Genomic DNA, 23,908 nt, shown 5'->3' with positions numbered 1-23,908 from the left:
GGGTAGCCCCAGACGTGAGCGGAGTGGACTCACATCGCTCGGAAAGACATGAGTCACACCGACTCAGGAATGAATCCTCGGCCCCCGTTGCTGAGGTGGTCAGTGCCGGCGCACCCGCCGGCGTGGACCCACTGAGGAGCTACATGACCAGCGCCTTCGGGCCCGGTGGTCCCGGGTCCGGCCCGTTCGACGACTTCCTCGCCCAGTTCTTGAGTGGACGCGGTATGGGCGGCGCGTCCCCGCGTGGTGTGCAGCGCATCGACATCACCCAGCTCATGACCGAGCCGGCGCGTCAGCTCGTGGGCGCCGCGGCCCAGCAGGCCGCCGAGCGGGGTAACGCCGACCTCGACGCGTGGCACCTGCTCCACGTGGTGACGCAGGTCCCGCCGCTGCGCCAGCTGCTCGCCGGCGCCGGCGCCGACCCCGACGCCCTGCAGCGCACCGCCGACGAGCAGCTGCCCCGGGGCGAGGCGCGCACGGAGCCGCCGTCGCTGACCCCGACCGCCAAGCGCACCCTGCTCGACGCGCACCAGATCTCGCGTGCGCTCGGTTCGAGCTACATCGGCCCCGAGCACATCGTGCTCGCGCTGGCCGCGAACAACGACAGCCCGGTCGGCCGCGCGCTCGGCCAGCAGGGCGTCACGCCGCAGTCGCTGCAGCGCTCGGCGGCCTCGGGCGGGCAGCGCCCGGGTGCCGGCCAGGGCGGTGGCGGCGGTCAGGGCGACTCCGGGACCCCGACCGTCGACCAGTTCGGCGTGGACCTGACCGCCAAGGCGCGGGCGGGCGAGCTGGACCCGGTGGTCGGCCGCGAGGACGAGGTCGACCAGACCATGGAGGTCCTCTCGCGGCGCACCAAGAACAACCCCGTGCTCATCGGTGAGGCCGGCGTCGGCAAGACCGCGGTGGTCGAGGGCATCGCCCAGCGCATCGTCGCCGGCGACGTCCCCGAGCAGCTCGAGGGCAAGCGGATCGTCCAGCTCGACCTGTCGGGCATGGTCGCCGGCACGCGCTACCGCGGTGACTTCGAGGAGCGGATGACGAAGGTCGTCGCCGAGATCCGCGAGCACTCCGACGAGCTCATCGTCTTCATCGACGAGCTCCACGGCGTCGTCGGCGCGGGCGGGTCGTCCGAGGGCGGCATGGACGCCGGCAACATCCTCAAGCCGGCCCTGGCCCGCGGCGAGCTGCACATCGTCGGCGCGACCACGCTCGACGAGTACCGGCAGTCCATCGAGAAGGACGCCGCGCTCGAGCGCCGGTTCCAGCCGGTGATGGTGCCCGAGCCGTCGGTCGCGGACACGATCGCGATCCTGCACGGCCTGCGCGACCGGTACGAGGCGCACCACCAGGTGCGGTTCACCGACGAGGCGCTGACCGCGGCGGCCGAGCTCTCCGAGCGCTACGTCACCGACCGCTTCCTGCCCGACAAGGCCATCGACCTCGTCGACCAGGCGGGCGCGCGCAAGCGCCTGCGGGCGAAGGGTCCGCACACCGACTCGCGCGAGCTCGAGCGGCGGCTCGAGTCGCTGCAGCGCGACAAGGACCAGGCCGTGGCCGACGAGGACTACGAGCGCGCCGGCGCCCTGCGCGACGAGATCGCCGAGGCGCAGGCTCAGCTCGAGCAGGCCCGCAGCGAGCGGCGCTCGGACCAGCCGGGCGTGCTCGAGGTGAGCGTCGACGACATCGCCGAGGTCGTCTCGCGCTCCACGGGCATCCCGGTCGCGCAGCTCACCGAGACCGAGCGGGACCGCCTGCTCAAGCTCGAGGAGCAGCTCCACGAGCGGGTCGTCGGCCAGGACGACGCCGTCGCCGCGATCGCCGAGGCGGTACGCCGTTCGCGCGCCGGCCTGGGTGACCCGGACCGCCCGATCGGCAGCTTCCTCTTCCTCGGCCCGACCGGTGTCGGCAAGACCGAGCTGGCCAAGGCCCTGGCCGCGCAGCTCTTCGGCGACGAGGACCGCATGGTCCGCGTCGACATGAGCGAGTACTCCGAGCGGCACACCGTCTCGCGGCTCGTCGGGTCGCCCCCCGGCTACGTCGGGTACGGCGAGGCCGGCCAGCTCACCGAGGAGATCCGCCGCCGGCCGTACTCGGTGGTGCTGCTCGACGAGATGGAGAAGGCCCACCCCGACGTCTTCAACACGCTGCTGCAGGTGCTGGACGACGGGCGGCTGACCGACTCGCAGGGCCGCACGGTCGACTTCCGCAACACGGTGCTGATCATGACCAGCAACGTGGGGTCGGAGCTGATCACCACGAGCACGCAGGCGCTCGGGTTCGCCCCGTCGAACGTCGACCCCTCGCAGTCCCTGCAGGACCGGCTGATGCCGCGCCTGCGGGAGTCGTTCCGCCCCGAGTTCCTCAACCGGATCGACGAGGTGATCGTCTTCAAGCGGCTGGACCAGGCCCAGCTGCGCCGGATCACCGACCTGCTGCTCGACGAGACCCGCGAGCGCCTGGCCGCGCAGGACATCGGCTTCGCGATCACCGAGGCCGCCGTCGACCACCTGGCCGAGCTGGGCTTCCAGCCCGAGTTCGGGGCCCGGCCGCTGCGCCGGACCATCCAGCGCCAGCTGGGCAACCGGCTGTCGTCGATGCTGCTGGCCGACGAGCTGCACGGCGGGCAGACGGTGACGGTGGACGTCGGACAGGGTGAGACGGCCGGTGAGCTGACGTTCGCCGTCGACGCCCCGGCCGCCGCCTCGCCGGTCGCCGCCGGCTGACGGGCGAGCCGAGCCGTACGCCGCGAAGGGCACCTCCGGTCGAGGAGATCGACCGGAGGTGCCCTTCGCGCGTCTGTGGGGTACGTGGCTCGGCGACACCGTCGCGACGAGGAGGACACCGTGAGCACGTCCGTGGGCGACCGCATCCGCATGCACTCGAACCACACCGACGTCCCCGACCGGACCGGGACGATCGTGGCCGTGCTCGGCCAGGGCGGCCCGCCCTACCGCGTCCGCTTCGACTCGGGCGAGGAGACCATCGTGACGCCCGGTCCGGACGCGACGATCGAGTCGGGCTCGGTGGGCGACAAGCTCGGGCTCGCCGCCGAGCAGGCCGGTGAGAAGGCGGGCGAGGTCGCCGGCGCGGTCAAGGAACAGGCCGAGGACGCGACCGGCGCCGCGGCGCGCACGGTCGCGGACCTGGCCGACGACGTGGCGAAGCGCTTCGAGCGCTGAACGTCCGCCGACCGTCGCCGGTTTCTTGAGCGGGACGGTGACGCCCGGGGGCGACGACGTGCGCGATCGGCCGCCGGCGGCTGGAGCGTAGCCGCTCAGCCCTCGATGGCCGGGCGGTCGCCGTCGTCGCCGCCCTCGACGGCGAGCGGCTTGCGCGACACCGACACCCCGCCCATCAACGCGAGGCCCCGCACCCGGACCCGCGGTCCGGAGGCGCTCCGGGGCGCGCCCGACCCGTCCTCGAACGCGCCCAGGAACCCGAACCCGCCGTCCTCGACGCGGGTGTCCTGGTCGACCAGCACCTCGATACCGGCCATGATCGCCACGGCCTGGACGGTGACCTCGACGCCGGCGGGGATGCCCCGCAGGTCGATCTGGATGCCGGCCATGATCGCGACGGCGGCGATCGTCAGCCCGGCGTCGTCGATCCGCGCGTCGCGGAACGACAGCTCGGCGCCGCCCCAGAACGCGACGACGCTGTGGGTGCGGCCCGGCGTCCACTCACCGCGCTTCTGCGCGCCCGAGAGCACGGCCACCGACCAGCTCGTCGACGGCCGCTCGATGCGGCCCAGCGGGCGGCGCACGGGCGCCGACCCGGTGCTCGGCGGGAGCGACGTCTCCGTCGGCCCGAGGTCCGCGGTGATCGGCGCGAGATCCCGGCGGAAGCGCGCGGCGTAGACCTCGCGCAGGCGCTCGTCGCCCTCGACGATCGTCAGCCGCCCGTCGGACACGGCCTGCCGCACGACCTCCGCGACCTGCTCGCGCTCGGCGTCCGACGCGCGGATCGGCGTCGGCGCGGGCGCCGCCGCCGGGACGTTCTCCGCCGAGGCCCCCTGGTCGTCGTCTCCCTGCTCGCCGGGCGGCTGGCTCATGGCCGGGAGGATAGGCCGACGCCCGCGGCCACGGGAGATCACCGGGTCGGCCCAGGCCGGTGCTGCCCGTCGTGCGCGCGGAAGAACGGCCGGTTCGCGCCGCCGACCAGCGGCTTCCCGAAGCCCGGCCGCGCGCGCATCTTCGGGATCTCCTGACGCCAGGGCCCTGTGAGCCCGTTCACGAGCGGGCGCGGTGATCGGCGGGTACACGCCGATGTGGACGTCACCGTGTTCGGCGGAACCGGCAAGATCGGCCAGCACGTCGTGCGCCGCCTCCTCGACAGCGGGCACCGCGTCACGGCCCTGGTGCGCTCGCCGGAGAAGGTGACCGTCGCCGACGACGCCCTCGAGCTGGTGGTCGCCGAGCTCGACGACACCGACGCGGTCCGCCGCGCCGTCAAGGGCGCCGACGCGGTGATCAGCGCCCTCGGCCCGGCGATCGACCCGTTCCTGCGCAGCGGTCCGCTCGCCGCGGCGACGCGGACGATCGTGGCCGCGATGCACGAGCACGGCGTGCGACGACTCGTCGCGCTCGCCACCGTCAGCGTCCCGGACCCGCGCGACCGGCCCGGCCTGCTCGACCGCCTCGTCCCGGTGGGCATCGGCCTGCTCATCCCGGGCGCGCTGCGGGAGGTGCAGGGGATCAGCGAGGTCGTCACCACCTCCGGGCTGGACTGGACGCTCGCGCGCATCACCGCGCCGGTCGACGTCCCCACCAACGGCACAGTGCGAGCCGGCTTCCTGGGCCGCGATCGCATCGGGGCGCCGATGGCGCGCACCGACGTCGCCGCGTTCCTCGTCGACCAGCTCGCCGACGACACCTTCGTGGGCGCCGCGCCCGCGATCAGCAACTGATGGTGGCCGCTCGGGGTCCTGCGCGAGGGGCACCTTCGGCATGATCGACGGGCGCGGCTGCGCAACGTGCCCCCTCGCGGGTCACTCCCGGTCCGCGTCCTCCGGCGTGGCCTGGTGGTGGCCGGGGACGACCCGCTCCTCCAGGCGCGCCCACGTCGCGCTCCACTCCGCCAGCGGCACGAGCAGCCGCTGGAGCACCTGGAGCTGCTCGTCGAACGCGGTGAGCTGGCTCTGCATCGCGGCCACGGCGTCGCGCTGGGCCTGGATGGCGGTACGCATCGCGCCGAGCTGGGCGGCGGACATCGCGCCCGGGTGGGTCGCGACCTCGGGCAGCGCGGGCAGCTCGCCCAGCGGGTTGTGTGCGCCGGCGGCCTTCACCACGTTCTCCGCCATGCCACGCAGACCGGACACGACACTTCCGAGGTAGCTCTCGCCGCCGTCCGCGTTCCCCGGCTGCTCGCTCATGACCCGTGGATACCCGCCCGGGCGTCGCCGAGGAACGCCTCGAGGATGCGGTCGGCGGCCAGGGCCGGCGTCAGCTCGCCGGCCTGGACCTCCCGCTCGAGCTCGGCACGCATGCCCTTGACCTCGGGATGGTCCTGCAGGCGGCCGAGCACGCGGTCGCGGACCATCTGCCAGGTCCAGTCGACCTGCTGGCGGGCGCGCTTCTCGACCAGCCCGCCGCCGGCGTCGAGGTGCTCCTGATGGCGCACGAGCGCCGACCAGACGTCGTCGAGACCCGTGCGCTCGGCGGCGCTGCACGTCAGCACCGGGACCTTCCAGGTCTCGCCGCCGGATTCGGGTTCCTGGCTGCCGCGGAGCATCGCCAGCGCCTGCTCCAGCTCCCGGGCCGCGCGCTTGGCCTCGCGGGCGTGCGGGCCGTCGGCCTTGTTCACCGCGATGACGTCGGCGATCTCGAGGATGCCGCGCTTGATGCCCTGCAGGGAGTCGCCGGTGCGGGCGAGGGTGAGGAAGAGGAACGAGTCGACCATCTGCGCGACCGTCGTCTCGGACTGGCCGACACCGACGGTCTCGACGATGACGACGTCGTAGCCCGCCGCCTCCATCACGACCATCGTCTCCCGGGTCGCCTTCGCGACCCCGCCGAGCGTGCCCGCCGTCGGCGAGGGCCGGATGAAGGCGTCGTCGTCGGTCGCGAGCTCGTTCATCCGCGTCTTGTCACCGAGGATCGATCCGCCGGATCGCGTCGAGCTCGGGTCGACGGCGAGCACCGCGACCTTCGAGCCCTGGGCCGTCAGCGTCGTGCCGAGCGCGCCGATGAACGTCGACTTGCCCACGCCGGGGACTCCGGAGATGCCGATCCGCCGGGCCCCGCCGGCGTGGGGCAGGAGCGAGACGAGCAGCTCCTGCGCCGCCTCGCGGTGGTCGGGGCGCGACGACTCCACGAGCGTGATAGCCCGCCCGATCCACAGCCGCGAGCCGGACCGGACGCCGTCGACGTACCTGTCCAGGTCGATGTCGCTCACCGCGGTGCTCCTCTCCCGGCGCTCGCCTCAGTCGTCGGCACGCAGCACCGCCACGGAGTACGCCTCGAAGCGACGGTCGGCCGTGACGAGGGTGAGGCCCTCGTATCGGGCCTGCGCCACGAGCATCCGGTCGAACGGGTCGCGGTGGTGCAGGGGGAGATCCGCCACGGCCCGCGCATGCTCCGCCCGGACATCGAGCACCCTGATGCCGAGGCCGGTGACGGCGGCCTCGACGTCGAGATCGACCCGGAGCTTGCCGATCGAGGTCTTCATCGCGATCTCCCAGAGCGAGACGACGGAAACCACGACCTCGCTCGCCGAGGCGGTGAGCGCTTCGCGCGCCGCGGTCCCGACGCGCCCTGGTCGACCGAGAGACCAGAGCACCGTGTGCGTGTCGAGAAGCAACCGCATCAGGCGTTGCCGGGCGGTCCGATCGGCCCGGCGTAGAACAGGGCCTCGATCTCGTCGTCGCCCTCGTTGATGTCGTCGGGCATCTCGATGAGGTGCTCGTAACCACCCAGCCGCCGCGGCTCCTGCTGACCGCTCCGCTGCGACGGCACCAATCGTGCGACCGGCCGTCCGTTGCGGGCGATGACGATCTCCTCGCCCGCCTCGACGCGTTCGAGCAGCTTCGAGAGCTGCGTCTTCGCCTCGTAGACGTTCACCTGCTCGGCCACGCGCCCACCCTACCTGACCAGACCTGACCAAGTCAGGAGGAGCTGTGCCCCAGCCGCTCCGACAGCGTCTCCAGCAGCTGCGTCGCAGCCTCGGCGATCACGGTGCCCGGGCCGAAGATCGCGCTCGCGCCCTTGGCCAGCAGCTCCTCGTGGTCGCCGGGCGGGATGACGCCGCCGGCGACGATGAGGATCTCCTCGGCCCCGGCCTCGGCGAGCTCGTCGCGCAGGGCCGGGACGAGGCTCAAGTGCCCGGCGGCCAGCGACGAGACCCCGACGACGTGCACGTCGGACTCCACGGCCTGACGGGCGACCTCGGCCGGCGTCTGGAACAGCGGGCCCACGTCGACGTCGAAGCCGAGGTCGGCGAACGCGGTGGCGATGACCTTCTGCCCGCGGTCGTGCCCGTCCTGGCCCATCTTCGCGACGAGGATGCGCGGGCGGCGGCCCTCGGCCTCCTCGAAGCGCGCAGCAGCGGCGCGGGCCTGCTCGACGGCGGAGTTCTCGCCCACCTCGTCACGGTAGACGCCGGAGATCGTGCGCACGTCGGAACGGTGCCGACCCCAGACCTCCTCCAGCGCATCGGAGATCTCGCCGACGCTGGCCTTCGCGCGGGCGGCGTCGATGGCGAGCTTGAGCAGGTTGCCGTCGAGAGACGAATCCCGGGAGCCCTCCGACGCGGCCCGCGCCGCGTTCGTCAGCTGCTCCAGGGCGCCGCGCACCGAGTCGTCGTCCCGGTCGTCACGGAGCCGACGCAGACGCTCGACCTGCTGGCGCAGCACGTCGGCGTTGTCGACCTTGAGGACGTCGACGTCCTCGCCCGAGGTCAGCGGGTACTTGTTGACGCCGATCAGCGGCTGGCGACCCGAGTCGATGCGCGCCTGCGTGCGGGCGGCCGCCTCCTCGATGCGCATCTTCGGCAGGCCCTCGTCGATGGCCTGCGCCATCCCGCCGGTGGACTCGACCTCCTCGATGTGGGCCCACGCCCGACCGGCGAGCTCGCGGGTGAGCCGCTCGACGTAGTGCGAGCCGCCCCACGGGTCGACCGTGCGCGTGGTGCCCGACTCCTGCTGCAGCAGCAGCTGGGTGTTGCGGGCGATGCGCGCGGAGAAGTCGGTCGGCAGCGCCAGCGCCTCGTCGAGGGCGTTGGTGTGCAGCGACTGCGTGTGCCCCTGCGTCGCGGCCATCGCCTCGACGCAGGTGCGGACGACGTTGTTGTAGACGTCCTGGGCGGTGAGCGACCAGCCACTCGTCTGGGAGTGCGTGCGCAGGCTCAGGGACTTCGGGTTCCGCGCCCCGAAGCCGTGCACGAGCTTGGCCCACAGCAGCCGGGCGGCGCGGAGCTTGGCGATCTCCATGAAGTAGTTCATGCCGATGCCCCAGAAGAACGACAGGCGCGGCGCGAACTTGTCGACATTCAGCCCGGCGTCCCGCCCGGCCCGCAGGTACTCCACCCCGTCGGCCAGCGTGTAGGCCAGCTCCAGGTCGGCCGACGCCCCGGCCTCCTGGATGTGGTAGCCGGAGATGGAGATCGAGTTGAACTTCGGCATCTTCTCGCTGGTGTAGCGGAAGATGTCCGAGATGATCTGCATCGACGGCTTCGGCGGGTAGATGTAGGTGTTGCGGACCATGAACTCCTTGAGGATGTCGTTCTGGATGGTCCCGGCCAGCTGCTCCGGCGCCACCCCCTGCTCCTCGGCGGCCGCGACGTAGAGCGCCATCACCGGGAGCACGGCCCCGTTCATGGTCATGGACACCGACATGCGGTCCAGCGGGATGCCGTCGAACAGCTGGCGCATGTCGAGGATCGAGTCGATCGACACCCCGGCCATCCCGACGTCACCGGAGACCCGCGGGTTGTCGGAGTCGTAGCCGCGGTGGGTCGGCAGGTCGAACGCGACCGACAGCCCCTTCTGGCCCGCGGCGAGGTTGCGCCGGTAGAAGGCGTTCGACTCGGCGGCCGTGGAGAAGCCCGCGTACTGGCGCACGGTCCACGGCTGCGTCACGTACATCGTCGGGTAGGGGCCGCGCAGGAACGGCGTCAGGCCCGGGTACGTGTGCAGGAAGTCGAGGCCATCGCGGTCCGCGTCGGTGTAGAGCGGCTTGACGCCGATGCCCTCGGGGGTCTCCCAGACGAGGTCCTCGGCGCCCTTGCCCGTGGCGGCCTCGAGCGCGGCCTCCCAGTCGCCGGACGCCCCCGCGGGCGCGGCCAGCTCGACGTCGTCGAAGCTCGGGATGCTCATCGTCAGACCTCCCCCTGATCCTTGGCTAGGTGGTCGAGCGTGTCGCGCAGGACGGCGGCGGCGTCGCACCCGGCGTGGAGGGTGCCGTCGACACCCGCGACGTCCTTCCTGCCCGCCAGCAGGATGCGCGTCGCCCCGGCCTCGCGCAGGGCGGCCGCGACCTCGGCGGCGTGCTGGTCGTAGATCTTGTCCGACGACGCGATCACCGCGACCGTGGTGCCGGCCTCGCGGAACGCCGCCGCGATCTCCTGCGGCTCGGTGCCGCCGGGGCCGTCCGTGGTGGCGATGCCGCCGGCGCCGAGCAGGTTCTGGGTGAACGACACGCGGGCGGTGTACTCGGCGAGCGTGCCGATGGTGGCGAGGAAGACCGTCGGTCTCTGCTGCGCGGCGTCGGCGCGGTCGCGCAGGGTCTCGAAAATCTCCGCGTAGCGGCGTCGCGGCAGGCCACCGTCGTGCGGGGTGTCCGGCGCGGGCTCGCGGCGCGGGAGCTCCTCGTGCAGGTTCGGGAACTCGCTGACTCCGGTGATCGGGTCCTTGCGCCGGGCGATGCGGGTGCTGCGCCGTTGCCAGGTCTCGTCCAGGCGGGCGCGCAGCGAGCCGTCGTCGAGGGCCGTGGCGATGCCGCCGTCGCGCTCGGTGCGGGTGAACTCCGCCCACGCGGCCTGCGCGAGGGCATCGGTGAGCGACTCGACGTACCACGACCCGCCGGCCGGGTCGATCACGTGCGCGAGGTGCGACTCCTCCAGCAGCAGGGCCTGGGTGTTGCGCGCCAGACGGCGGGCGGCCTCGTCGGGACGGCCGAGCTCGTTGTCGAACGGCAGGACGGTCACCGCCGCGGCCCCGCCCAGCCCGGCGCCGACGGCGGCGACGGTGGTGCGCAGCATGTTCACCCAGGGGTCCCGCCGAGTGATCATCGCGGGCGAGGTGACGGCGTGCTGGTGCATCGCGCGGGCGTTCTCGCTCGCGCCGCTGACCTCGCCGATCCGGTCCCAGCAGCGCCGCGCGGCGCGGAGCTTGGCCAGTGTCGCGAACTGGTCGGCGGTGGCGGCGAAGCGGAACTCGATGCGCCGGAAGGCGTCGTCGGTGTCGAGGCCGGCCTCGGTCAGCACGCGCAGCGCGTGCACCCCGGCGGCCAGAGCGGCGCCGAGCTCCTGGGCGTCGCTGCCGCCGGCGCGGTGGTACGGGAGGCCGTCGGCGACCACCGTGCGCAGCTGGGGGTGGCTCGCCGCGGCGGTCCGCGCGTGCTCCACGAGTTGCCCGCGGTACGTGTCGTCGAGCGGTGCGCCGCCGTGCGTGCGGTCCAGCAGCGGGTCGTAGCCGAGGCTGCCGCCGATCGCGCCGGCGCCGTTCTCCTCGGCGAGGCGCAGCAGCGCGGCGGCGGCGGCCGGGGTGTCGCGGCCCGCCTCGAGGGCGATCGGGGCGAGGTCGACGAACACGCCCTCGAGCAGGCGGGGCAGCGCGTCCGCCGAGGGCCCGCCCGCCTCGCCGAGCACGAGCCAGAGCGAGGAGACGCCGTTCTCCAGCTCGGCCATCACGACGTCGTGGGCCTCGCCGAGGTCGACGTCGGGCGGGAAGGCGTGACGCTGGCGCACGAGCCAACCCTCGGCGACCTGCCCCTCGGCGCGCGCGCCACGCACGAACGGCGGCAGGCCCGGCACCCCGGTGTCCACGTCCGGCGCGTCCTCGGCGGCGTAGAGCCCCGCGATCGTGATGCCGTCGTCGGTGACCGTCGCCAGCGCGGCCTCGGCGTCGGAGGGCGAGACCTCGCGCCCGGACCTGGCCAGCACCCCGGCGACCAGCTCGCGCCACTGCTCGCGGGTGGGGGCGTCGAACTCCCCCGCGAGCGTCAGGTCCTCCCCGGCAGCCGTCATGGGCGTGGATCGTAGGACGGTCAACCCCGACCGGTTTCCCGGCGTGCGACAGGCCACCGGGTGCGAGGGAGCGGAATCGTTCGAGATGGGCCTGCGCCCCACGTGAGTGACGGGCGTCGTCATCGCGACCCGCATCGCTCACCCGGGCGGAGCCCCTCGGGCCGCGTCGTCGGCGCAGGCAGCGTGGCGGACCGTCCGGGCCACGTCGTCCTCCCGTGGCGTGCGCGGGAACGGGATCACCTTCCGGCGGGTCCTCCCGACACGGTCGACGATCACCTCGACGGTGGTGAGGGCGCGTACGGCGAGGGCGAGCAGACCCCCGTGCTCGTCGTCGATGACGGTGGTCGACCGCGTCGCCGGTGAGAGGTCGGACGGGGACGGCATGGACATCTCCTGCTGTCGAGGATTGCTCCGCACACGGCGGCGTGAAGGCCGGCCCGGCCGCGTCCGTCCCCCCATTTCTTCGACGGACGCGGCCGAGCCGGTGAGGCAACGGGCCGTCAGGGCCCCGCCACCTCCGTCGGCGGCGAGGCCGCACGGAGAGGACCGGCGCCCGGCGAGCCGGGAGCACCGGAGAGCTGGCAGACCGCCGAGTGGACAGCGACGACGTCGGGACGCGCCGGCCCGGAGGACGGCGTCTTCCTCGCCGACGTCGGTGTGGCCGTCGTGGGGGTGACGTCGTGTCGCGCGCCTGCCATCGCACCCCCGAGCCGTCATGCTCGGCCGCGGTCGGCCGAGACGGGCGCCGGGGTCTGGGGCACCGCGATCGATGTCGGCGCGAACCTAACGCGACCGCTCGCCGTCCGGCAACCACCGGTAGCCGATCGGCCACGCCCGGCTCGCCGGACAGCCACGGTGCCGCCGCCCGCTGCCGGAGGTGTTTGCGGTGCGCTCGCGGTGGTGCTGCACTGACGCCTCGCGACGGCGCGCTCTCGATCCCGCAGGAGCCGGCTGTGGCGCCACTCCCGCGAGGAGACCACGATGAGCCGCAGTTCCCCGTCCCACTCGAACGGCACCGCCGAGCCCGGGGGCCCCCTCCACCGGCACGTACACCAGGCCACCGGGACCGCCGCGCGCACCGTGGACGACGTCGCCGCCGACCTCTCGGCACGACGCCGGCGCGTGGACCGCGAGCACTAGGTTCCGCCACGTGAGCACGACATCGACCACCACCGATGACCTGGGCGGAGCGTCCGCCCGGGAGGCGTCGCTGCTGACGGCGCTCGTCGGGCTGGCCCGCACGCTCGTGTCGGACTACGACGTCGTCGACGTGCTCGACCAGCTGACCGCCCGCTGCGTCGAACTGCTCGACGTGGACGCCGCCGGGCTCATGCTCGCCGGCCACGACGGCGGGCTCGAGGTCATGTCCTCCTCCAGCGAGCAGGCCCACCAGCTCGAGCTCCACCAGCTCCGCGACCGCCAGGGCCCGTGCGTGGACGCCTACCGCACCGGCGTCGGGGTGCACGCGGACGACGTCGCCGCGCACGGTCACCGCTGGCCCGAGTTCGCCGCGCACGCCCGCGAACTCGGCATCCACGGGGTGCACGCACTGCCGCTGCGCTGCAACGAGCGCGCCATCGGGGCGATGAACCTGTTCACCACCACCCCGCGGCCGTTCCCGGACGCCGACGTCCACGCCGCCCAGGCCCTCGCCGACGTCGCCACGACGGTGGTGTTGCAGCACCGCACCCTGGGCGAGGCCCAGCTCATCACCGAGCAGCTCCGGACCGCCCTCGACAGCCGGATCATCATCGAACAGGCCAAGGGCGCCCTGGCCGAGCGCGGCGGGCTGAGCGCTGACGACGCCTTCGCCCGGATGCGCCGCCACGCCCGCCGCCACCACCTCAAGGTCACGGCCGTCGCGCAGGCGGTCATGAGCGACGCGATCGACACGGCCGCGCTCCTCCGCGGCTGACCGCTCCCTACCGCGCCGCGGGCCGACCACGCATGTGCACCCGCTCGCCCTGCCTGCCGAACAGGGCCAGGACCTCGACGGGGCCGTCACCCGTGCTGCCCAGCCAGTGCGGGCGGCGCGTGTCGATCTCGGTGGCCTCGCCCTGGCGCAGGACCAGGTCGTCCTCGCCGTTGATCACGCGCAGGCACCCGGCGAGGACGTAGACCCACTCCCAGCCCTGGTGCGCCGGGAGATCGGCCGGGGGCCGGTGGCGGGCGGGCGAGAAGACGAACTTGTAGGCCGCCGGCTGCCCCGCGCTGCGGGACAGGCGATAGACGATCGTGTCCTCGGTGCGCGAGACCGGTTCGTCGCGGACCCGGGCGTCCTCACGGAAGCCGACGAGCTCGTCGAGGCCGGTGCCGTAGACCGTCGCCAGCGGCAGGAGCAGCTCGAGGGTGGCACGCCGACCACCGTGCTCGAGCCGGGAGAGAGTGCTCGCCGAGATGCCGGTCGACGCGGACAGCTCGGCCAGCCCGAGACCGGCCCGTCGCCGCCGGGTCGCCAGCCGCGCGCCGAGGCCGTCGAGCACGTCGTCCGCCGTCACGCCGGCCATCCTGGCTGCGCGTCGTCCGGATCACGAGGGTTCGCTCTCGTCCGCGGGGACCACCACGACCCGTTGCACGTGCCCGATGCTCGGGCCCCTCGGCCGTGCCCGCGGTAGGGACAAGGACTCCCCCGTCGAGGACCCGTGCCGCCGAGCCGTCCGACTCCCGAGGAGCGTCCGGCGCGAGCGCCGTTCGCTCCTCCTTTTGCCATCCTGGCAAGAATCCTCGTCGTCCCGCACGGCCGGGAGCACGCTCGATCCCATGACCGACGAACCCCTCGACGTCCTCGTCCTCGGGGGCGGCGCGGCCGGGCTGTCCGGCGCGCTGACCCTCGCCCGTTCCCGCCGCTCGGTGCTGGTGCTCGACGCCGGCGAGCCGCGCAACGCCCCCGCCGCCGGGGTGCACGCGTTCCTCACCCGCGACGGCCTGCCCCCGGCCGAGCTCGTGCGTCTCGGCCGCGCGGAGGTGGAGTCCTACGGCGGGCGCGTCCGCACCGGCGCCGCCGTCACCGCCCGCCGCGAGGGTCCGGTGCTCGCCGTCGACACCGCCGACGGGGAGACGCTGCGGGCGCGGCGCCTGCTGGTCGCGACCGGACTCGTCGACGAGCTGCCCGACCTGCCCGGCGTGCGCGAGCTCTGGGGCCACGACGTGCTGCACTGCCCGTACTGCCACGGGTGGGAGGTGCGCGACCGGGCCGTGGCCGTGCTCGGGACCGGGCCGAACGCCCTGCACCAGGTCAAGCTGTTCTCCCAGCTCACCGACGACCTCGTCTACCTGCGCCACCGTGCGCCGGCGCTCACCGACGACGAGGCCGAGCAGCTCGCGGCGCTCGACGTCGCCGTGATCGACGAGGAGGTGACGGGGCTGGAGATCGCCGACGGCCGCCTGGTCGGCGCGCGGCTGGCCGACGGTCGGGTCGTGGCGCGCCAGGCCCTCGTCGTCGGCCCGCGCTTCGTCGCGCGCAGCGCGGTGCTGGAGGATCTCGGCGTCGAGGTCCTCGACCACGCCCTCGGCGGGCGGTACGTCGCGACCGTCGACCCCACGGGGCGCACGGCGGTGCCCGGCGTCTGGGTCGCGGGCAACGTCACCGACCTCTCCGCGCAGGTGGTCGGCGCCGCCGCCGAGGGCACGCTCGCCGGCGCCCGGATCAACGCCGACCTCGTCGAGGAGGACATCGCGCGAGCCGTCGCCCGCCACCGGGAGGGGGCCCTCGCATGACCACCCACGAGCAGTCCACCGCGGCGTTCTGGGACGAGCGCTACGGCGCGACCGAGCGCGTGTGGAGCGGCGAGCCCAACGCGGTGCTCGTGCAGGAGGTCGCCGACCTGGCCCCGGGCGCGGCGCTCGACGTCGGCAGCGGCGAGGGCGGCGACGCCGTGTGGCTGGCGCACCGGGGTTGGCGGGTCACCGCGATCGACGTCTCGCGGGTCGGGCTCGAGCGGGTGGCGGCGCGGGCGCAGGCCGAGGGCGTCGCCGACCGGGTGACGACGGTGCCGGTGGATCTGTTCGCCGAGGCCGTGCCCGGCGAACACGACCTCGTCACCATGCACTTCATGCAGCTGCCCGGCGCCGACCGGCCGCGCCTGTACCGGGCCGTCGCCGGGGCGGTGGCGCCCGGCGGGACGTTGCTGATCGTCGGCCACGACCCCGAGGGCATGCCGCCCGAGGCGGGGCAGCACCACCCGGCGGACATGTTCGCGACCGCCGAGGAGGTGGTCGGCGAGCTGGGCGACGCGCTGGAGGGCTGGACGGTCGTGGTGGCCGAGCGCCGCGGGCGCGACGCGGTGCAGCCCGACGGGCGCCCGCGGTTCCTCTACGACGCCGTCCTGCGCGCCCGCCGCCCCATGTGAGCGATCTTCCCGGCGATAGCTGTGAAGATCGCGCACGCACCTAGAGGCGCGCCTTCTGCACCTTGCCCATCGCGTTGCGGGGCAGGGCGTCGACGACGCGGACCTCGCGGGGCCGCTTGTGCGCCGAGAGGCGGTCGGCGACGAAGGCGATGACCTCGTCGGGGTCGACCGGGTCCCCGGCGAGGACGACGTGGGCGACGATGCGCTGGCCGAGGTCGTCGTCGGGCTCGCCGACCACGGCGACCTCGCTGATGCCCGCGTGCTCGAGGAGGGCCGTCTCGATCTCGCCGGCGCCGACGCGGTAGCCGCCGGTCTTGATGAGGTCGACCGAGCGCCGCCCGACGATGCGGTGGTAGCCGCCCTCGTCGATCACCGCGGCGTCGCCGGTGCGGAACCAGCCGTCGGCGGTCCAGGTCTCGGCGGTCGCCTCGGGCCGGCCGAGGTAGCCGTCGAAGAGCCCGGGCCCGCGGACCTGCAGCTCGCCGATGGTTTCGCCGTCGTGCCGGAGCAGCTCGCCCTCGGTCTCCTCGTCGGTGGAGGCCAGCCGCGTCTCGAAGCCCGCGACCGGGACGCCCACCCAGCCCGGCCGGCGCTCGCCGTCCGCGCGCACCGAGACGGTGATCATGGTCTCGCTCATCCCGTAGCGCTCCACGGGCGCCTGACCGGTGCGCTCGCGCAGCTGCTCGAACACGCTCACGGGCAGGGGCGCGCTGCCGGAGACCAGCAGCCGGGCGGGGCGCAGGGCCGCGGCGGCGTCGGGGTCGGCGGCGACCCGTGACCAGATCGTCGGCACCCCGAACAGCAGGCTCGCACCGTGGTCGCGCACCGCGGCGGCGTAGTGCGCGGGTTTCGGCCGCCCGACGTGGACCAGCTTCGAGCCGATCCGCAGGGCCCCGAACACCCCCAGCACGAGCCCGTGGACGTGGAACAGGGGCAGGCCGTGGGCGAGGGTGTCGTCGGCGGTCCAGTCCCAGGCGTCGGCGAGGCCGTCGAGCCCCGCACCCATCGCAGCCTTGGACAGCAGCACGCCCTTCGGCGCCCCCGTGGTGCCCGAGGTGTAGAGGACCAGCGCAGGGCCGTCGTGCGGGGTCTCGCGGGCCGGGTCGCCGCTGCGCTGCCGCACGTCGACCTTGCGCACCGGGAGCGAGATCTCGGGTGGGCGCTCGCCGATCCAGAGCGAGGCCCCGGAGTCGGCGAGCACGTGGGCGCGCTCGCCCGCGCCCACGTCCGGGGGCACGGGCACGACCGGCACGCCCGCGAGCAGGGCACCGACCATCGCCACGACGGTGCGCGCCGTCGGCTCGGCGAGGACCGCCACCGGGCCCTCCGACGGCCGCTCGGTGATCTGGTCGGCGACGACCGCGGCGGCACCGAGCAGCTCGGGGCCGGTCATGGTCGTATCACCGACCCGGATCGCCTCCGGGTCGTCGAGGCCCCCCTCGAGCAGCGCAGCCAGCAGCGTCATGGCGTCCATCATGGGCACCGCTCCGGCGGGCGCGGCACGGGCCCCTGGCCCGACGCTCCGTTCGCGACCTACCCGTCCCGGTGTCGCATCCGCCACACGGTGAGCGCGACGCCGACGACGAGGTAGACGAGCGCCCGCGCGGTGCTGGACGCCAGGTCGTCGAGAGGGAGCGGATCACGCAGCGCGTCGGTGCCCGCACCCCAGCCCGAGGTCAGCAGCAGCGGCTGGAGCCACTCCAGCGACGGCACCGCGGCGAGCACACCGAAGACGATCAGCCCGCCGAGCACGGCCGCCAGGACGACGAGCGGGTGCTCGGTGAACGCGGAGATCGCGAGCGCGACCGCGCCGACCGCCAGGAGCTGCACGATGGTCCACGCGGCGACCAGCGCCACCCTCCCCATCGCCTCCCAGAGGCCGAGCGCCGTGCCGGAGAGGGTGATCAGCGTGCCGTCCGGACCGCCGACGACGACCAGACCGGTGATCACTCCCGCGACGGCGACGACGAGCACCGCGAGCACGGTCACGGCGACCACCCCGACCGCCTTCATGACGACCAGCCGCCCCCGCCCGACCGGGGCGAGGAGCAGGCCGCGCAGCGTGCCGTGCTGCGCTTCGCCGGCCAGCGCGTCGGCGGCCGCGGTGGCCACCGTCAACGGCAGCAGCAGGGTGAGCGCGAGGCCCAGCGCGGCGATCGGCAGGACCAGCCCGTTGCCGGCCACCGCGGCGACCAGGCCCGGACCGTCCCCGTCGCCCCCGCCGGGCCCGCCCGTCAGCGCGATCCCGACCCCGACCGCGACGGGGACCGACGCCAGCAGCGCGAGGAGCACGAGGGTGCGCGGGCGGCGCAGGACCCAGCGGACCTCCGCCGCGGCGAGCCGGCCCAGCGGTGCCCTCGTCCGGGCCGCCTCCACCGTGGTCACGCGTCCTCCTCGGTGAGACGGGTGAAGAGCTCCTCGAGGTGCGCTCGGCGGCGATGGACCTCCCACACCGCGACCCCCGCCCCGACGAGAGCGGCGACGATCCCGGGCGCCTCGAGCGGACCCGGCGGGACCGCCACGCCGCCCTCGGCGCGGTACGCCGGCGCCCCGGCCGCACGCAGCGCCAAAATCGCGTCGTCGACGTCAGGGGTGCTGACGACGACGCCCCCGGCGTCGGCGTCGAGCAGGGCCCGCAGGTCGCCGGCCACGAGCAGCGTCCCGGTCTGCAGGACGGCGACGTGGGTGCAGACGGCCTCCACCTCGGCGAGCAGGTGCGACGAGAGCAGCACCGTCACCCCCGCCTCGCGCAGCTCGGCCACCACACGCCGGACGTCCCGCGTCCCGGCGGGGTCGAGGCCGTTGGTGGGCTCGTCGAGCACGACCAGCCGGCGCGGGACGAGCAGCGCTGCGGCGAGCCCGAGGCGCTGCTTCATCCCCAGCGAGTAGCCGCGGTAGCGGCGGCGCGCGGCGTCGGCGAGCCCCACCCGCTCCAGCACCGCGTCGACCGGCCTGCGCAGGTCGCCGTCGAGGCGGGGCTCGGCGGCGGCGCAGCGAAGCAGGTTGTCGCGCCCGGACAGGAACGGGTGGAAGCCGGGGCCCTCGACGAGCGCGCCCACGTCCGGCAGCGCGGCCGGGAGGTCGGCCCCGGTGCACCCGAGCAGCTCCACGGTGCCCGCGGTCGGGCGGGTCAGGCCGAGCAGCATGCGGATGAGCGTGGTCTTCCCCGAACCGTTCGGGCCCAGCATCCCGAGCACGGCACCGGCGGGGACGTCGAGGTCGACGTCGTCGACCGCCACCGTGGCGCCGAAGGTCTTGCGCAGCCCGCGGACCCGCGCGGCGAGCGCGTCCGCCGGGGACGTGGTCGCCGGCTCCGTCGTCGATGCCGCCGCCGTCACCGGGCCAGGGCCTCGCCGAGCACCTGCTGCGGGACGGCGCCCGCGGCGATCCGGCCGTCGTCGGTGACGATCACCGTGGCCACGGCGGTGGTGATCACGCGCCCGGTGCCCCACGGGCCGGTGACCGGCGTCCCCAGCGCGGAGAGGTCCGGCGCGCTCTCGGGGCGCTGCCGGCCGTCCGGCTGCTGGCCCTGCCCCTCCTGCGGCGCCTGCCCGATCACCACCGTGTCCCAGCCGTCGCCGACGGTCGTGCCCTGCCGGGCGCCGTCGGGGCGCTGCCCGTCGCGGGCCGGCGCGTCCTCGACGGTCGTGCCCGGGGGCGGGGTGAAGGCGAACAGCGCCGGGTCCTGCGGGCCGTAGGTGATCTCGGTGAAGCCGACCTGCAGCGCCGGCTCGCCCGATCCCTGCGCGAGCACGGTGAGCTGCAGCGGCAGGCGGGTCTCGGCGTCGACGGCCACCCGGACCTCGCGCAGCAGCGTGCGCTCGGTGGGCAGGGGCGTCAGGACCAGCTGGTACGCCGGGCGGCCGGCCACCTCGGCGGTGCCGTCGACGGCCACGGTGCTGGACTGTCGCAGCGTCGCGACGGCCTGCGTCGCGGCGGTGGTCGGGTCCTGGGCGTCGGAGCCCTCCGGTCCGCCCCGGCCCTCGCCGACCGGGACCCGCGTCGCGCTGCGCTCGCGCGAGTCGTACGACCAGCGCGTCGTCCCGTCGGACACCAGGGTGCGCTCGCCCTCCGCCGACGGGATGGCGACGCGCCCGCGGTCCTCCCCGCCGGACCACACGCGGACCGTGGAGGTGCCGTTCGCGAGCTGTGGGACACCGGGGACGGCGGGCAGGCCGAGCGCGTTGTCGACCTCGACCTCACCGGCCAGCGCCGGCCGGTCGGCGGCGATCACCGACGACACGAGGTCCTCGGGGCTGACCGGCGGCAGCGGCGGCGCCGCGGCCGCGCCCGTCGGGGCGACCACGAGCCCCACACCGACGGCGCCCACCAGCGCCGCGCCCAGCCCTGCCCCGACCCAGCCCCTGCGTGCCATGCCCCCATCGTGTCCGCCGCCGGCTGAGACACCCTCAGCGTCGATCGGGCCCCGGCGACCCTCCGGCGGCCTACCGTCGGAGGGGTGCCGAAGGTGCTGGTGGTCGACGACGAGCCCGGGGTGCGCGAGGCCCTGACCCGCGGGCTCGCGGCCGAGGGCATGGAGGTCCGCGCCGTCGCCGACGGCCGCGCAGGGCTGGCGGAGGCCGCCACCGGCGCGTACGACGCCGTGGTCCTCGACATCCTGCTGCCCGGGCTCTCGGGCTACCGGGTGCTCGAGGCGCTGCGGGCCGAGGGGATCGCGACCCCGGTGCTGCTGCTCTCGGCGAAGGACGGCGAGGTCGACCAGGCCGACGGCCTCGACCTCGGCGCCGACGGGTACCTGGTCAAGCCGTTCTCGTTCGTCGTGCTCGTCGCGCAGCTGCGCGCGGTGCTGCGGCGCGCGGGCCCCGCCACGGCGCGGGTGGTGCACGGTGCCCTGACCCTCGACCCGGCGACCCGGTCGGCGACGTGGGAGGGGCGCGAGGTCGGGCTGTCGGCGCGCGAGTTCGCGGTGCTCCACGCGCTCGCGGTCCGCCCGGACACCGCGCTGACCAAGGACGAGCTGCTCACCGCGGTGTGGGGCGGGGGCGGGTCGGCGAGCCGCAACGTCGTCGAGGTCTACGTCGGCTACCTGCGTCGCAAGCTCGCCGCGGTCGGTGCCGGGGAGCTGGTGCGCACCGAGCGCGGGCGCGGGTACCGGCTGGGCGCCGGCGGGTGAGCGACCGGCGGGCGGGCGGCTGGTGGGCGCGCCGCTCCCTGCGCACGCGGATCACCCTCGTCGTCGGGGTCGTCGCCCTCGTCGCCCTGCTCGCCGTCGGCCGGGTGGCGGGTGGGCTGCTGTTCTCCGCGGTGCTGAGCAGCGGGGACGCCGCCCTCGTCGAGCGCGCGGCGACCGCGGCCGGGGCCGTCGCCGCCGGGACCCCCGCCCCCGCGGGCGTGCGCGTGGTGGACCTGGCGGGGACGCCGGTCGACGGCCGCGGGCCGCGCCCCGTGGACCCCGACGCCGTGCGCCGGCTCGCCGCCGGGGAGCCGGTGACGACGGCCGGCGACCCGCTCGGGCCGCGACGCTGGGTCGCCGTCGCGGTCCCGGCACCGGACGGGTCGCCGCGCCTGGTGCTCGCCTCCCGCGACCTCGTCGGCGCCGCGGCCCTGCTCACCGAGGCCGCCCGGGGGCTGGTCGTCACCGCCCTGCTCGGGGCCCTCGCCGTCGTCGCCGCGACCTGGACCGCGACCCGGCTGGCCCTGCGGCCCGTCGACCGGATGCGGACCGCGGCCGCCGCCCTGCCGCCCGGTGAGCGCCTGCCCGTGCCGCCCGCGCGCGACGAGCTCGCGGCCCTCGCCGCCGAGCTCAACGCCCTCCTGGCCCGCCGGGACGACGCCGTCGCCCGCCTCGAGCGCTTCACCGACGAGGCCGCGCACGAGCTGCGCTCCCCCATCGCGGCGCTGCGCGCCCAGGCCGACGTCGCCGTCGCCCACCCGGACCGGGTCCCGGGCGCGGAGACCTGGGCGTCGGTCGCGCGCGAGGCGGAGCGGCTGTCGAGGCTGGTCGCGGACCTGCTGGCGCTGGCGCGGGCCGACGCCGGCGAGCGGGTGGCCGCCCGGCCGGTGGACCTCGTGGACGCGGTCGGCGACGCCTTCGCCCGCCTGCCCGAGGAGCCGCAGGTCGCGATGACGCTGTGGGCCCCGCTGCCCGTCGCCGTCGCGGCCACCCCGGGCGAGGTCGCGATCGTGCTGGACAACCTGCTCGCCAACGCCCGGCGCCACGCCGCCACCGTGGTGCACGTGTCGGTGGTGCCGGCCGGGCGGTGGGTCCGGCTGCTGGTCGACGACGACGGGCCCGGCATCCCGGCCGAGGACCGCGACCGGGTCTTCGACCGCTTCACCCGCCTGCGCCCCGACGCCGGCGAGGGCAGCGGGCTCGGGCTGGCGCTGGTGGCGCGCCTGGTGGCCGGGCGCGGCGGCACGACGCGCGCGACGACGTCGCCGGACGGCGGGACGCGGCTGGTGGTGCGCTGGCCGACGGCGCCACCGACCCCGACGACGCGCGGCTGTCGGGGGTGACGGGCAGGATGGTCGGTGTCGCGCTTCCCCCGCGGCGTCCGTCCGATCGGCCGTGCCCGAGGGGAGCTCTCGTGTCCACGCTCGACCACCGCCGCGCCCGCGCGCGGCTCGACGCCGAGACCATCGACCGCGCCGCCGCCGTGCTGCGGCGTCGCGTGGCGATGGGCCGTTACGCCGGCCTGGCCGGCGACTACGCCGGGTTCGAGGTGTGCGCGCTGCTCGAGGCCGTGGCGCACACCTCGGCCGAGGATCCGCGCTCGTCCCGCGTGCGCGACGCGGCGCTGCGGGTCGCCCGGGCGGTGCTGGCCGACGAGCCGGGGTCCCCATGAACCCCCTGAACACCGTGAGCCCGCTGCTCCCGCCGCTCCCGGTGCCCGTCGGTGACCACGGCCAGCGCGACCCCGGCCACCAGGGCCACCTCGCCGACCAGCGCGAACGGGCCGGGCACGGCGCCGGCGAGCGACGCGGCGAACACGAAGCCCCAGGCGGTCTCCAGCGCCATGAGCTGGCTGACCAGCACGGGCGAGAGCCGCCCGGCGGCGGCGTGCCAGAGGCGCACGGCCAACCAGGACGAGACCAGCCCGAGGAACAGCACCACCAGCAGGGCGCGCACCGGCTCGGCCGGGACGCCGCCGACGGCGAGCAGCCAGATCCCGAGCGGCAGGGCCAGCACGCCGGCCGCCAGTCCCTGGGCTCCGGCGAGCACCGGGCCCAGGTCGGGACGCGCGGCGAGCAGGCGGTGGGAGTCGACGCCGTACCAGCTCCACGAGGCCACGGCCGCCAGCGCGAGCAGGGTCCCCACCACCGCGGACCACCCGCCCGGTCCCGGCGTCGGGGCGCTGTGCACGAGCGCCTGCCCGACCGCCACCAGCCCGAGCGCCGGGGCGAGGGCCAGCAGGCCCGCGCGCCCCCGGCGGCGCGCCGAGATCAGCGCCATCACCACCGGCACGAGGCCGATGGTCGCGACGGCGATCGTCGGTCCGGCGAGGCGTACGGCCAGGGCGACGAGGCCGTAGTACACCAGCGAGCCGGTCAGCGCGTGGGCGACGACGCGGGCCCACGGGACGTCGGCGCGCAGCACGGCGCGCACCTGGGGCAGCGACACCACCCCGAAGGCCACGAACCGGCCCATGGCCAGCAGCAGGGCGGGCGCGAGCGGCGCCAGCTCCGGCGCCACGAACACCGCTCCCCAGCCCGCGCCGGCGATCACCATCGCACCCAGCGCCGTCCGCCTCGTCATGCCTCCACGATGTGCGCGCGCCCGCGGGCGATGTCGGGCGATCTTCGACCCTACGAGGCGTGTGCCTGCATGATGTGCCCGTGACGGCCCCGCAACGTGCACGATCCACCCAGCCGCCCCTCGACCGTGTCGATCGCCGCATCCTCGACCACCTGGCCGACCACGGGCGCTCGAGCCTGGCCGACCTGGCGGAGGCGGTGTCGATCTCGCCGTCGTCCGCGCAGCGGCGGCTGCGGCGCCTGGAGAGCGAGCAGGTGGTGCGCGGCTACCGCGCGGTGCTCGATCCCGAGGCCGTCGACCGCGGGCTGGTCGTGCACCTGTCGGTGACGCTCGTCGACCACACCGAGAACACGGTCGGGCGGTTCGAGCGGCACGTCGTCGACCTCGACGGTCTCGTGAGCTGCCACCACGTCACCGGCGACGTCGACTACCTCCTGCGCGTCGACGTCGCCGACGTCGCGGCCCTCGACGTGCTGCTGCGGCGCACGCTGGCCCGCATCCCGGGCGTCGCCCGCCTCACGACGATGGTCGCCACCTCGGCCCTGGTCGACCGCGTCACCCACGTCTGAAGCGGGCTGGGTCGCCCCCGCGCGAGGCGGGCGAGCAGCGAGGGTCACCCTCGCTGCGTCCCACGCAGCCGAGGCGTCCCTCGTTGCGTCCC

Annotated in this window: 24 protein-coding genes; 10 read left to right on the top strand and 14 right to left on the bottom strand. The window is 75.2% G+C overall.

Annotated features, from left to right (window positions below):
• The first annotated feature begins 143 nt into the window (after positions 1-143).
• Together C8D89_RS05190 and C8D89_RS05185 are read left to right on the top strand one after the other, a co-directional pair.
• Positions 144-2,723, top strand: a complete 2,580-nt coding sequence (locus tag C8D89_RS05190) for an ATP-dependent Clp protease ATP-binding subunit (RefSeq protein ID WP_116707039.1) — start codon at positions 144-146, stop codon at positions 2,721-2,723.
• A 120-nt stretch (positions 2,724-2,843) separates the two neighbouring features.
• Positions 2,844-3,179, top strand: coding sequence for a DUF1918 domain-containing protein (locus C8D89_RS05185; protein WP_116707344.1), 336 nt, complete (start codon positions 2,844-2,846; stop codon positions 3,177-3,179).
• Positions 3,180-3,274: 95 nt separating this feature from the next.
• Here C8D89_RS05185 and C8D89_RS05180 read toward each other — a convergent pair whose 3' ends face one another.
• The gene (locus C8D89_RS05180; RefSeq protein ID WP_243417870.1) at positions 3,275-4,051 is read right to left on the bottom strand and encodes a DUF1707 SHOCT-like domain-containing protein; all 777 of its coding nucleotides are present in this window, start codon (positions 4,049-4,051) and stop codon (positions 3,275-3,277) included.
• 228 nt (positions 4,052-4,279) lie between these two features.
• Here C8D89_RS05180 and C8D89_RS05175 point away from each other — a divergent pair, with 228 nt between their 5' ends.
• Positions 4,280-4,906 (top strand): NAD(P)-dependent oxidoreductase, encoded by a 627-nt coding sequence (locus C8D89_RS05175; RefSeq protein ID WP_243417869.1) that lies wholly within the window; start codon positions 4,280-4,282, stop codon positions 4,904-4,906.
• Positions 4,907-4,987: 81 nt separating this feature from the next.
• Here the strand turns inward: C8D89_RS05175 and C8D89_RS05170 are convergent, their stop codons facing one another.
• The 7 genes from C8D89_RS05170 to C8D89_RS05140 form a co-directional block, all read right to left on the bottom strand.
• Positions 4,988-5,371: a hypothetical protein gene (locus tag C8D89_RS05170; protein WP_116707037.1), complete on the bottom strand. Its 384-nt coding sequence runs from the start codon at positions 5,369-5,371 to the stop codon at positions 4,988-4,990.
• On the bottom strand, positions 5,368-6,393 hold the full coding sequence (gene meaB / locus C8D89_RS05165; protein WP_116707036.1) for a methylmalonyl Co-A mutase-associated GTPase MeaB: 1,026 nt from the start codon (positions 6,391-6,393) through the stop codon (positions 5,368-5,370). The genes C8D89_RS05170 and meaB overlap by 4 nt, the downstream gene beginning before the upstream one ends.
• A gap of 27 nt (positions 6,394-6,420) precedes the next feature.
• A complete protein-coding gene (locus C8D89_RS05160; protein WP_116707035.1) occupies positions 6,421-6,804 on the bottom strand; it encodes a type II toxin-antitoxin system VapC family toxin in 384 nt (127 codons plus the stop codon).
• Positions 6,804-7,070, bottom strand: coding sequence for a type II toxin-antitoxin system Phd/YefM family antitoxin (locus C8D89_RS05155; RefSeq protein WP_116707034.1), 267 nt, complete (start codon positions 7,068-7,070; stop codon positions 6,804-6,806). The genes C8D89_RS05160 and C8D89_RS05155 overlap by 1 nt, the downstream gene beginning before the upstream one ends.
• A 32-nt stretch (positions 7,071-7,102) precedes the next feature.
• A complete protein-coding gene (gene scpA, locus C8D89_RS05150; protein ID WP_116707033.1) occupies positions 7,103-9,310 on the bottom strand; it encodes a methylmalonyl-CoA mutase in 2,208 nt (735 codons plus the stop codon).
• Between the two features lie 2 nt (positions 9,311-9,312).
• Positions 9,313-11,181: a methylmalonyl-CoA mutase family protein gene (locus C8D89_RS05145; RefSeq protein ID WP_116707032.1), complete on the bottom strand. Its 1,869-nt coding sequence runs from the start codon at positions 11,179-11,181 to the stop codon at positions 9,313-9,315.
• 138 nt (positions 11,182-11,319) lie between these two features.
• The gene (locus C8D89_RS05140) at positions 11,320-11,565 is read right to left on the bottom strand and encodes a hypothetical protein (RefSeq protein ID WP_133251821.1); all 246 of its coding nucleotides are present in this window, start codon (positions 11,563-11,565) and stop codon (positions 11,320-11,322) included.
• 597 nt (positions 11,566-12,162) lie between these two features.
• Between C8D89_RS05140 and C8D89_RS29050 the strand changes: the two genes are divergently transcribed.
• Both C8D89_RS29050 and C8D89_RS05135 read left to right on the top strand, forming a co-directional pair.
• Positions 12,163-12,321 carry a hypothetical protein gene (locus C8D89_RS29050; RefSeq protein ID WP_165825559.1) on the top strand — a complete coding sequence of 53 codons (159 nt, stop codon included), beginning with the start codon at positions 12,163-12,165 and terminating at the stop codon, positions 12,319-12,321.
• Between the two features lie 10 nt (positions 12,322-12,331).
• The gene (locus C8D89_RS05135) at positions 12,332-13,096 is read left to right on the top strand and encodes a GAF and ANTAR domain-containing protein (RefSeq protein WP_207787070.1); all 765 of its coding nucleotides are present in this window, start codon (positions 12,332-12,334) and stop codon (positions 13,094-13,096) included.
• A gap of 7 nt (positions 13,097-13,103) precedes the next feature.
• Here C8D89_RS05135 and C8D89_RS05130 read toward each other — a convergent pair whose 3' ends face one another.
• Entirely contained in the window at positions 13,104-13,679 is a 576-nt protein-coding gene (locus C8D89_RS05130; protein WP_423716693.1) for a helix-turn-helix domain-containing protein, read from the bottom strand.
• 262 nt (positions 13,680-13,941) lie between these two features.
• Between C8D89_RS05130 and C8D89_RS05125 the strand changes: the two genes are divergently transcribed.
• Together C8D89_RS05125 and C8D89_RS05120 are read left to right on the top strand one after the other, a co-directional pair.
• Positions 13,942-14,898, top strand: a complete 957-nt coding sequence (locus C8D89_RS05125; protein WP_116707029.1) for an NAD(P)/FAD-dependent oxidoreductase — start codon at positions 13,942-13,944, stop codon at positions 14,896-14,898.
• Positions 14,895-15,530 (top strand): SAM-dependent methyltransferase, encoded by a 636-nt coding sequence (locus tag C8D89_RS05120; RefSeq protein WP_116707028.1) that lies wholly within the window; start codon positions 14,895-14,897, stop codon positions 15,528-15,530. Before C8D89_RS05125 ends, C8D89_RS05120 begins: the two co-directional genes overlap by 4 nt.
• 40 nt (positions 15,531-15,570) lie before the next feature.
• Here the strand turns inward: C8D89_RS05120 and C8D89_RS05115 are convergent, their stop codons facing one another.
• The 4 genes from C8D89_RS05115 to C8D89_RS05100 form a co-directional block, all read right to left on the bottom strand.
• On the bottom strand, positions 15,571-16,995 hold the full coding sequence (locus C8D89_RS05115) for an acyl-CoA synthetase (RefSeq protein WP_116707341.1): 1,425 nt from the start codon (positions 16,993-16,995) through the stop codon (positions 15,571-15,573).
• A gap of 68 nt (positions 16,996-17,063) precedes the next feature.
• On the bottom strand, positions 17,064-17,915 hold the full coding sequence (locus C8D89_RS05110; protein WP_116707027.1) for an ABC transporter permease subunit: 852 nt from the start codon (positions 17,913-17,915) through the stop codon (positions 17,064-17,066).
• Complete coding sequence (locus tag C8D89_RS05105) at positions 17,912-18,868, bottom strand: ABC transporter ATP-binding protein (protein ID WP_116707026.1); 957 nt, start codon at positions 18,866-18,868, stop codon at positions 17,912-17,914. Before C8D89_RS05105 ends, C8D89_RS05110 begins: the two co-directional genes overlap by 4 nt.
• Positions 18,865-19,905 carry a LolA family protein gene (locus tag C8D89_RS05100; RefSeq protein WP_116707025.1) on the bottom strand — a complete coding sequence of 347 codons (1,041 nt, stop codon included), beginning with the start codon at positions 19,903-19,905 and terminating at the stop codon, positions 18,865-18,867. The genes C8D89_RS05105 and C8D89_RS05100 overlap by 4 nt, the downstream gene beginning before the upstream one ends.
• A 93-nt stretch (positions 19,906-19,998) precedes the next feature.
• On the opposite strand from C8D89_RS05100, the gene C8D89_RS05095 reads away from it, so the two are divergent.
• Positions 19,999-20,664, top strand: coding sequence for a response regulator transcription factor (locus C8D89_RS05095; protein ID WP_165825581.1), 666 nt, complete (start codon positions 19,999-20,001; stop codon positions 20,662-20,664).
• Complete coding sequence (locus tag C8D89_RS05090) at positions 20,661-22,007, top strand: sensor histidine kinase (RefSeq protein WP_116707023.1); 1,347 nt, start codon at positions 20,661-20,663, stop codon at positions 22,005-22,007. The genes C8D89_RS05095 and C8D89_RS05090 overlap by 4 nt, the downstream gene beginning before the upstream one ends.
• 190 nt (positions 22,008-22,197) lie before the next feature.
• On the opposite strand, the gene C8D89_RS05085 is transcribed toward C8D89_RS05090, so the two are convergent.
• Positions 22,198-23,247: a DMT family transporter gene (locus tag C8D89_RS05085; RefSeq protein WP_133251820.1), complete on the bottom strand. Its 1,050-nt coding sequence runs from the start codon at positions 23,245-23,247 to the stop codon at positions 22,198-22,200.
• Between the two features lie 80 nt (positions 23,248-23,327).
• Here C8D89_RS05085 and C8D89_RS05080 point away from each other — a divergent pair, with 80 nt between their 5' ends.
• Positions 23,328-23,816, top strand: coding sequence for an Lrp/AsnC family transcriptional regulator (locus C8D89_RS05080; RefSeq protein ID WP_116707021.1), 489 nt, complete (start codon positions 23,328-23,330; stop codon positions 23,814-23,816).
• The last annotated feature ends 92 nt before the right edge of the window (positions 23,817-23,908 follow it).

It is taken from the genome of Actinomycetospora cinnamomea (assembly GCF_003096675.1).
Classification (GTDB): domain Bacteria; phylum Actinomycetota; class Actinomycetes; order Mycobacteriales; family Pseudonocardiaceae; genus Actinomycetospora; species Actinomycetospora cinnamomea.
The sequence above is the reverse complement of the archived record's forward strand: the minus strand, read 5'-3'. Positions and strand labels throughout refer to the sequence as shown.

Coding starts and splice junctions, on each gene's coding strand:
- C8D89_RS29050 (WP_165825559.1), top strand. CDS start 12,163: ATGAGCCGCAGTTCCCCGTCCCACTCGAACGGCACCGCCGAGCCCGGG.
- scpA (WP_116707033.1), bottom strand. CDS start 9,310: ATGAGCATCCCGAGCTTCGACGACGTCGAGCTGGCCGCGCCCGCGGGG.
- C8D89_RS05140 (WP_133251821.1), bottom strand. CDS start 11,565: ATGCCGTCCCCGTCCGACCTCTCACCGGCGACGCGGTCGACCACCGTC.
- C8D89_RS05115 (WP_116707341.1), bottom strand. CDS start 16,995: ATGACGCTGCTGGCTGCGCTGCTCGAGGGGGGCCTCGACGACCCGGAG.
- C8D89_RS05170 (WP_116707037.1), bottom strand. CDS start 5,371: ATGAGCGAGCAGCCGGGGAACGCGGACGGCGGCGAGAGCTACCTCGGA.
- C8D89_RS05160 (WP_116707035.1), bottom strand. CDS start 6,804: ATGCGGTTGCTTCTCGACACGCACACGGTGCTCTGGTCTCTCGGTCGA.
- C8D89_RS05085 (WP_133251820.1), bottom strand. CDS start 23,247: ATGACGAGGCGGACGGCGCTGGGTGCGATGGTGATCGCCGGCGCGGGC.
- C8D89_RS05100 (WP_116707025.1), bottom strand. CDS start 19,905: ATGGCACGCAGGGGCTGGGTCGGGGCAGGGCTGGGCGCGGCGCTGGTG.
- C8D89_RS05120 (WP_116707028.1), top strand. CDS start 14,895: ATGACCACCCACGAGCAGTCCACCGCGGCGTTCTGGGACGAGCGCTAC.
- C8D89_RS05180 (WP_243417870.1), bottom strand. CDS start 4,051: ATGAGCCAGCCGCCCGGCGAGCAGGGAGACGACGACCAGGGGGCCTCG.
- C8D89_RS05125 (WP_116707029.1), top strand. CDS start 13,942: ATGACCGACGAACCCCTCGACGTCCTCGTCCTCGGGGGCGGCGCGGCC.
- C8D89_RS05145 (WP_116707032.1), bottom strand. CDS start 11,181: ATGACGGCTGCCGGGGAGGACCTGACGCTCGCGGGGGAGTTCGACGCC.
- C8D89_RS05190 (WP_116707039.1), top strand. CDS start 144: ATGACCAGCGCCTTCGGGCCCGGTGGTCCCGGGTCCGGCCCGTTCGAC.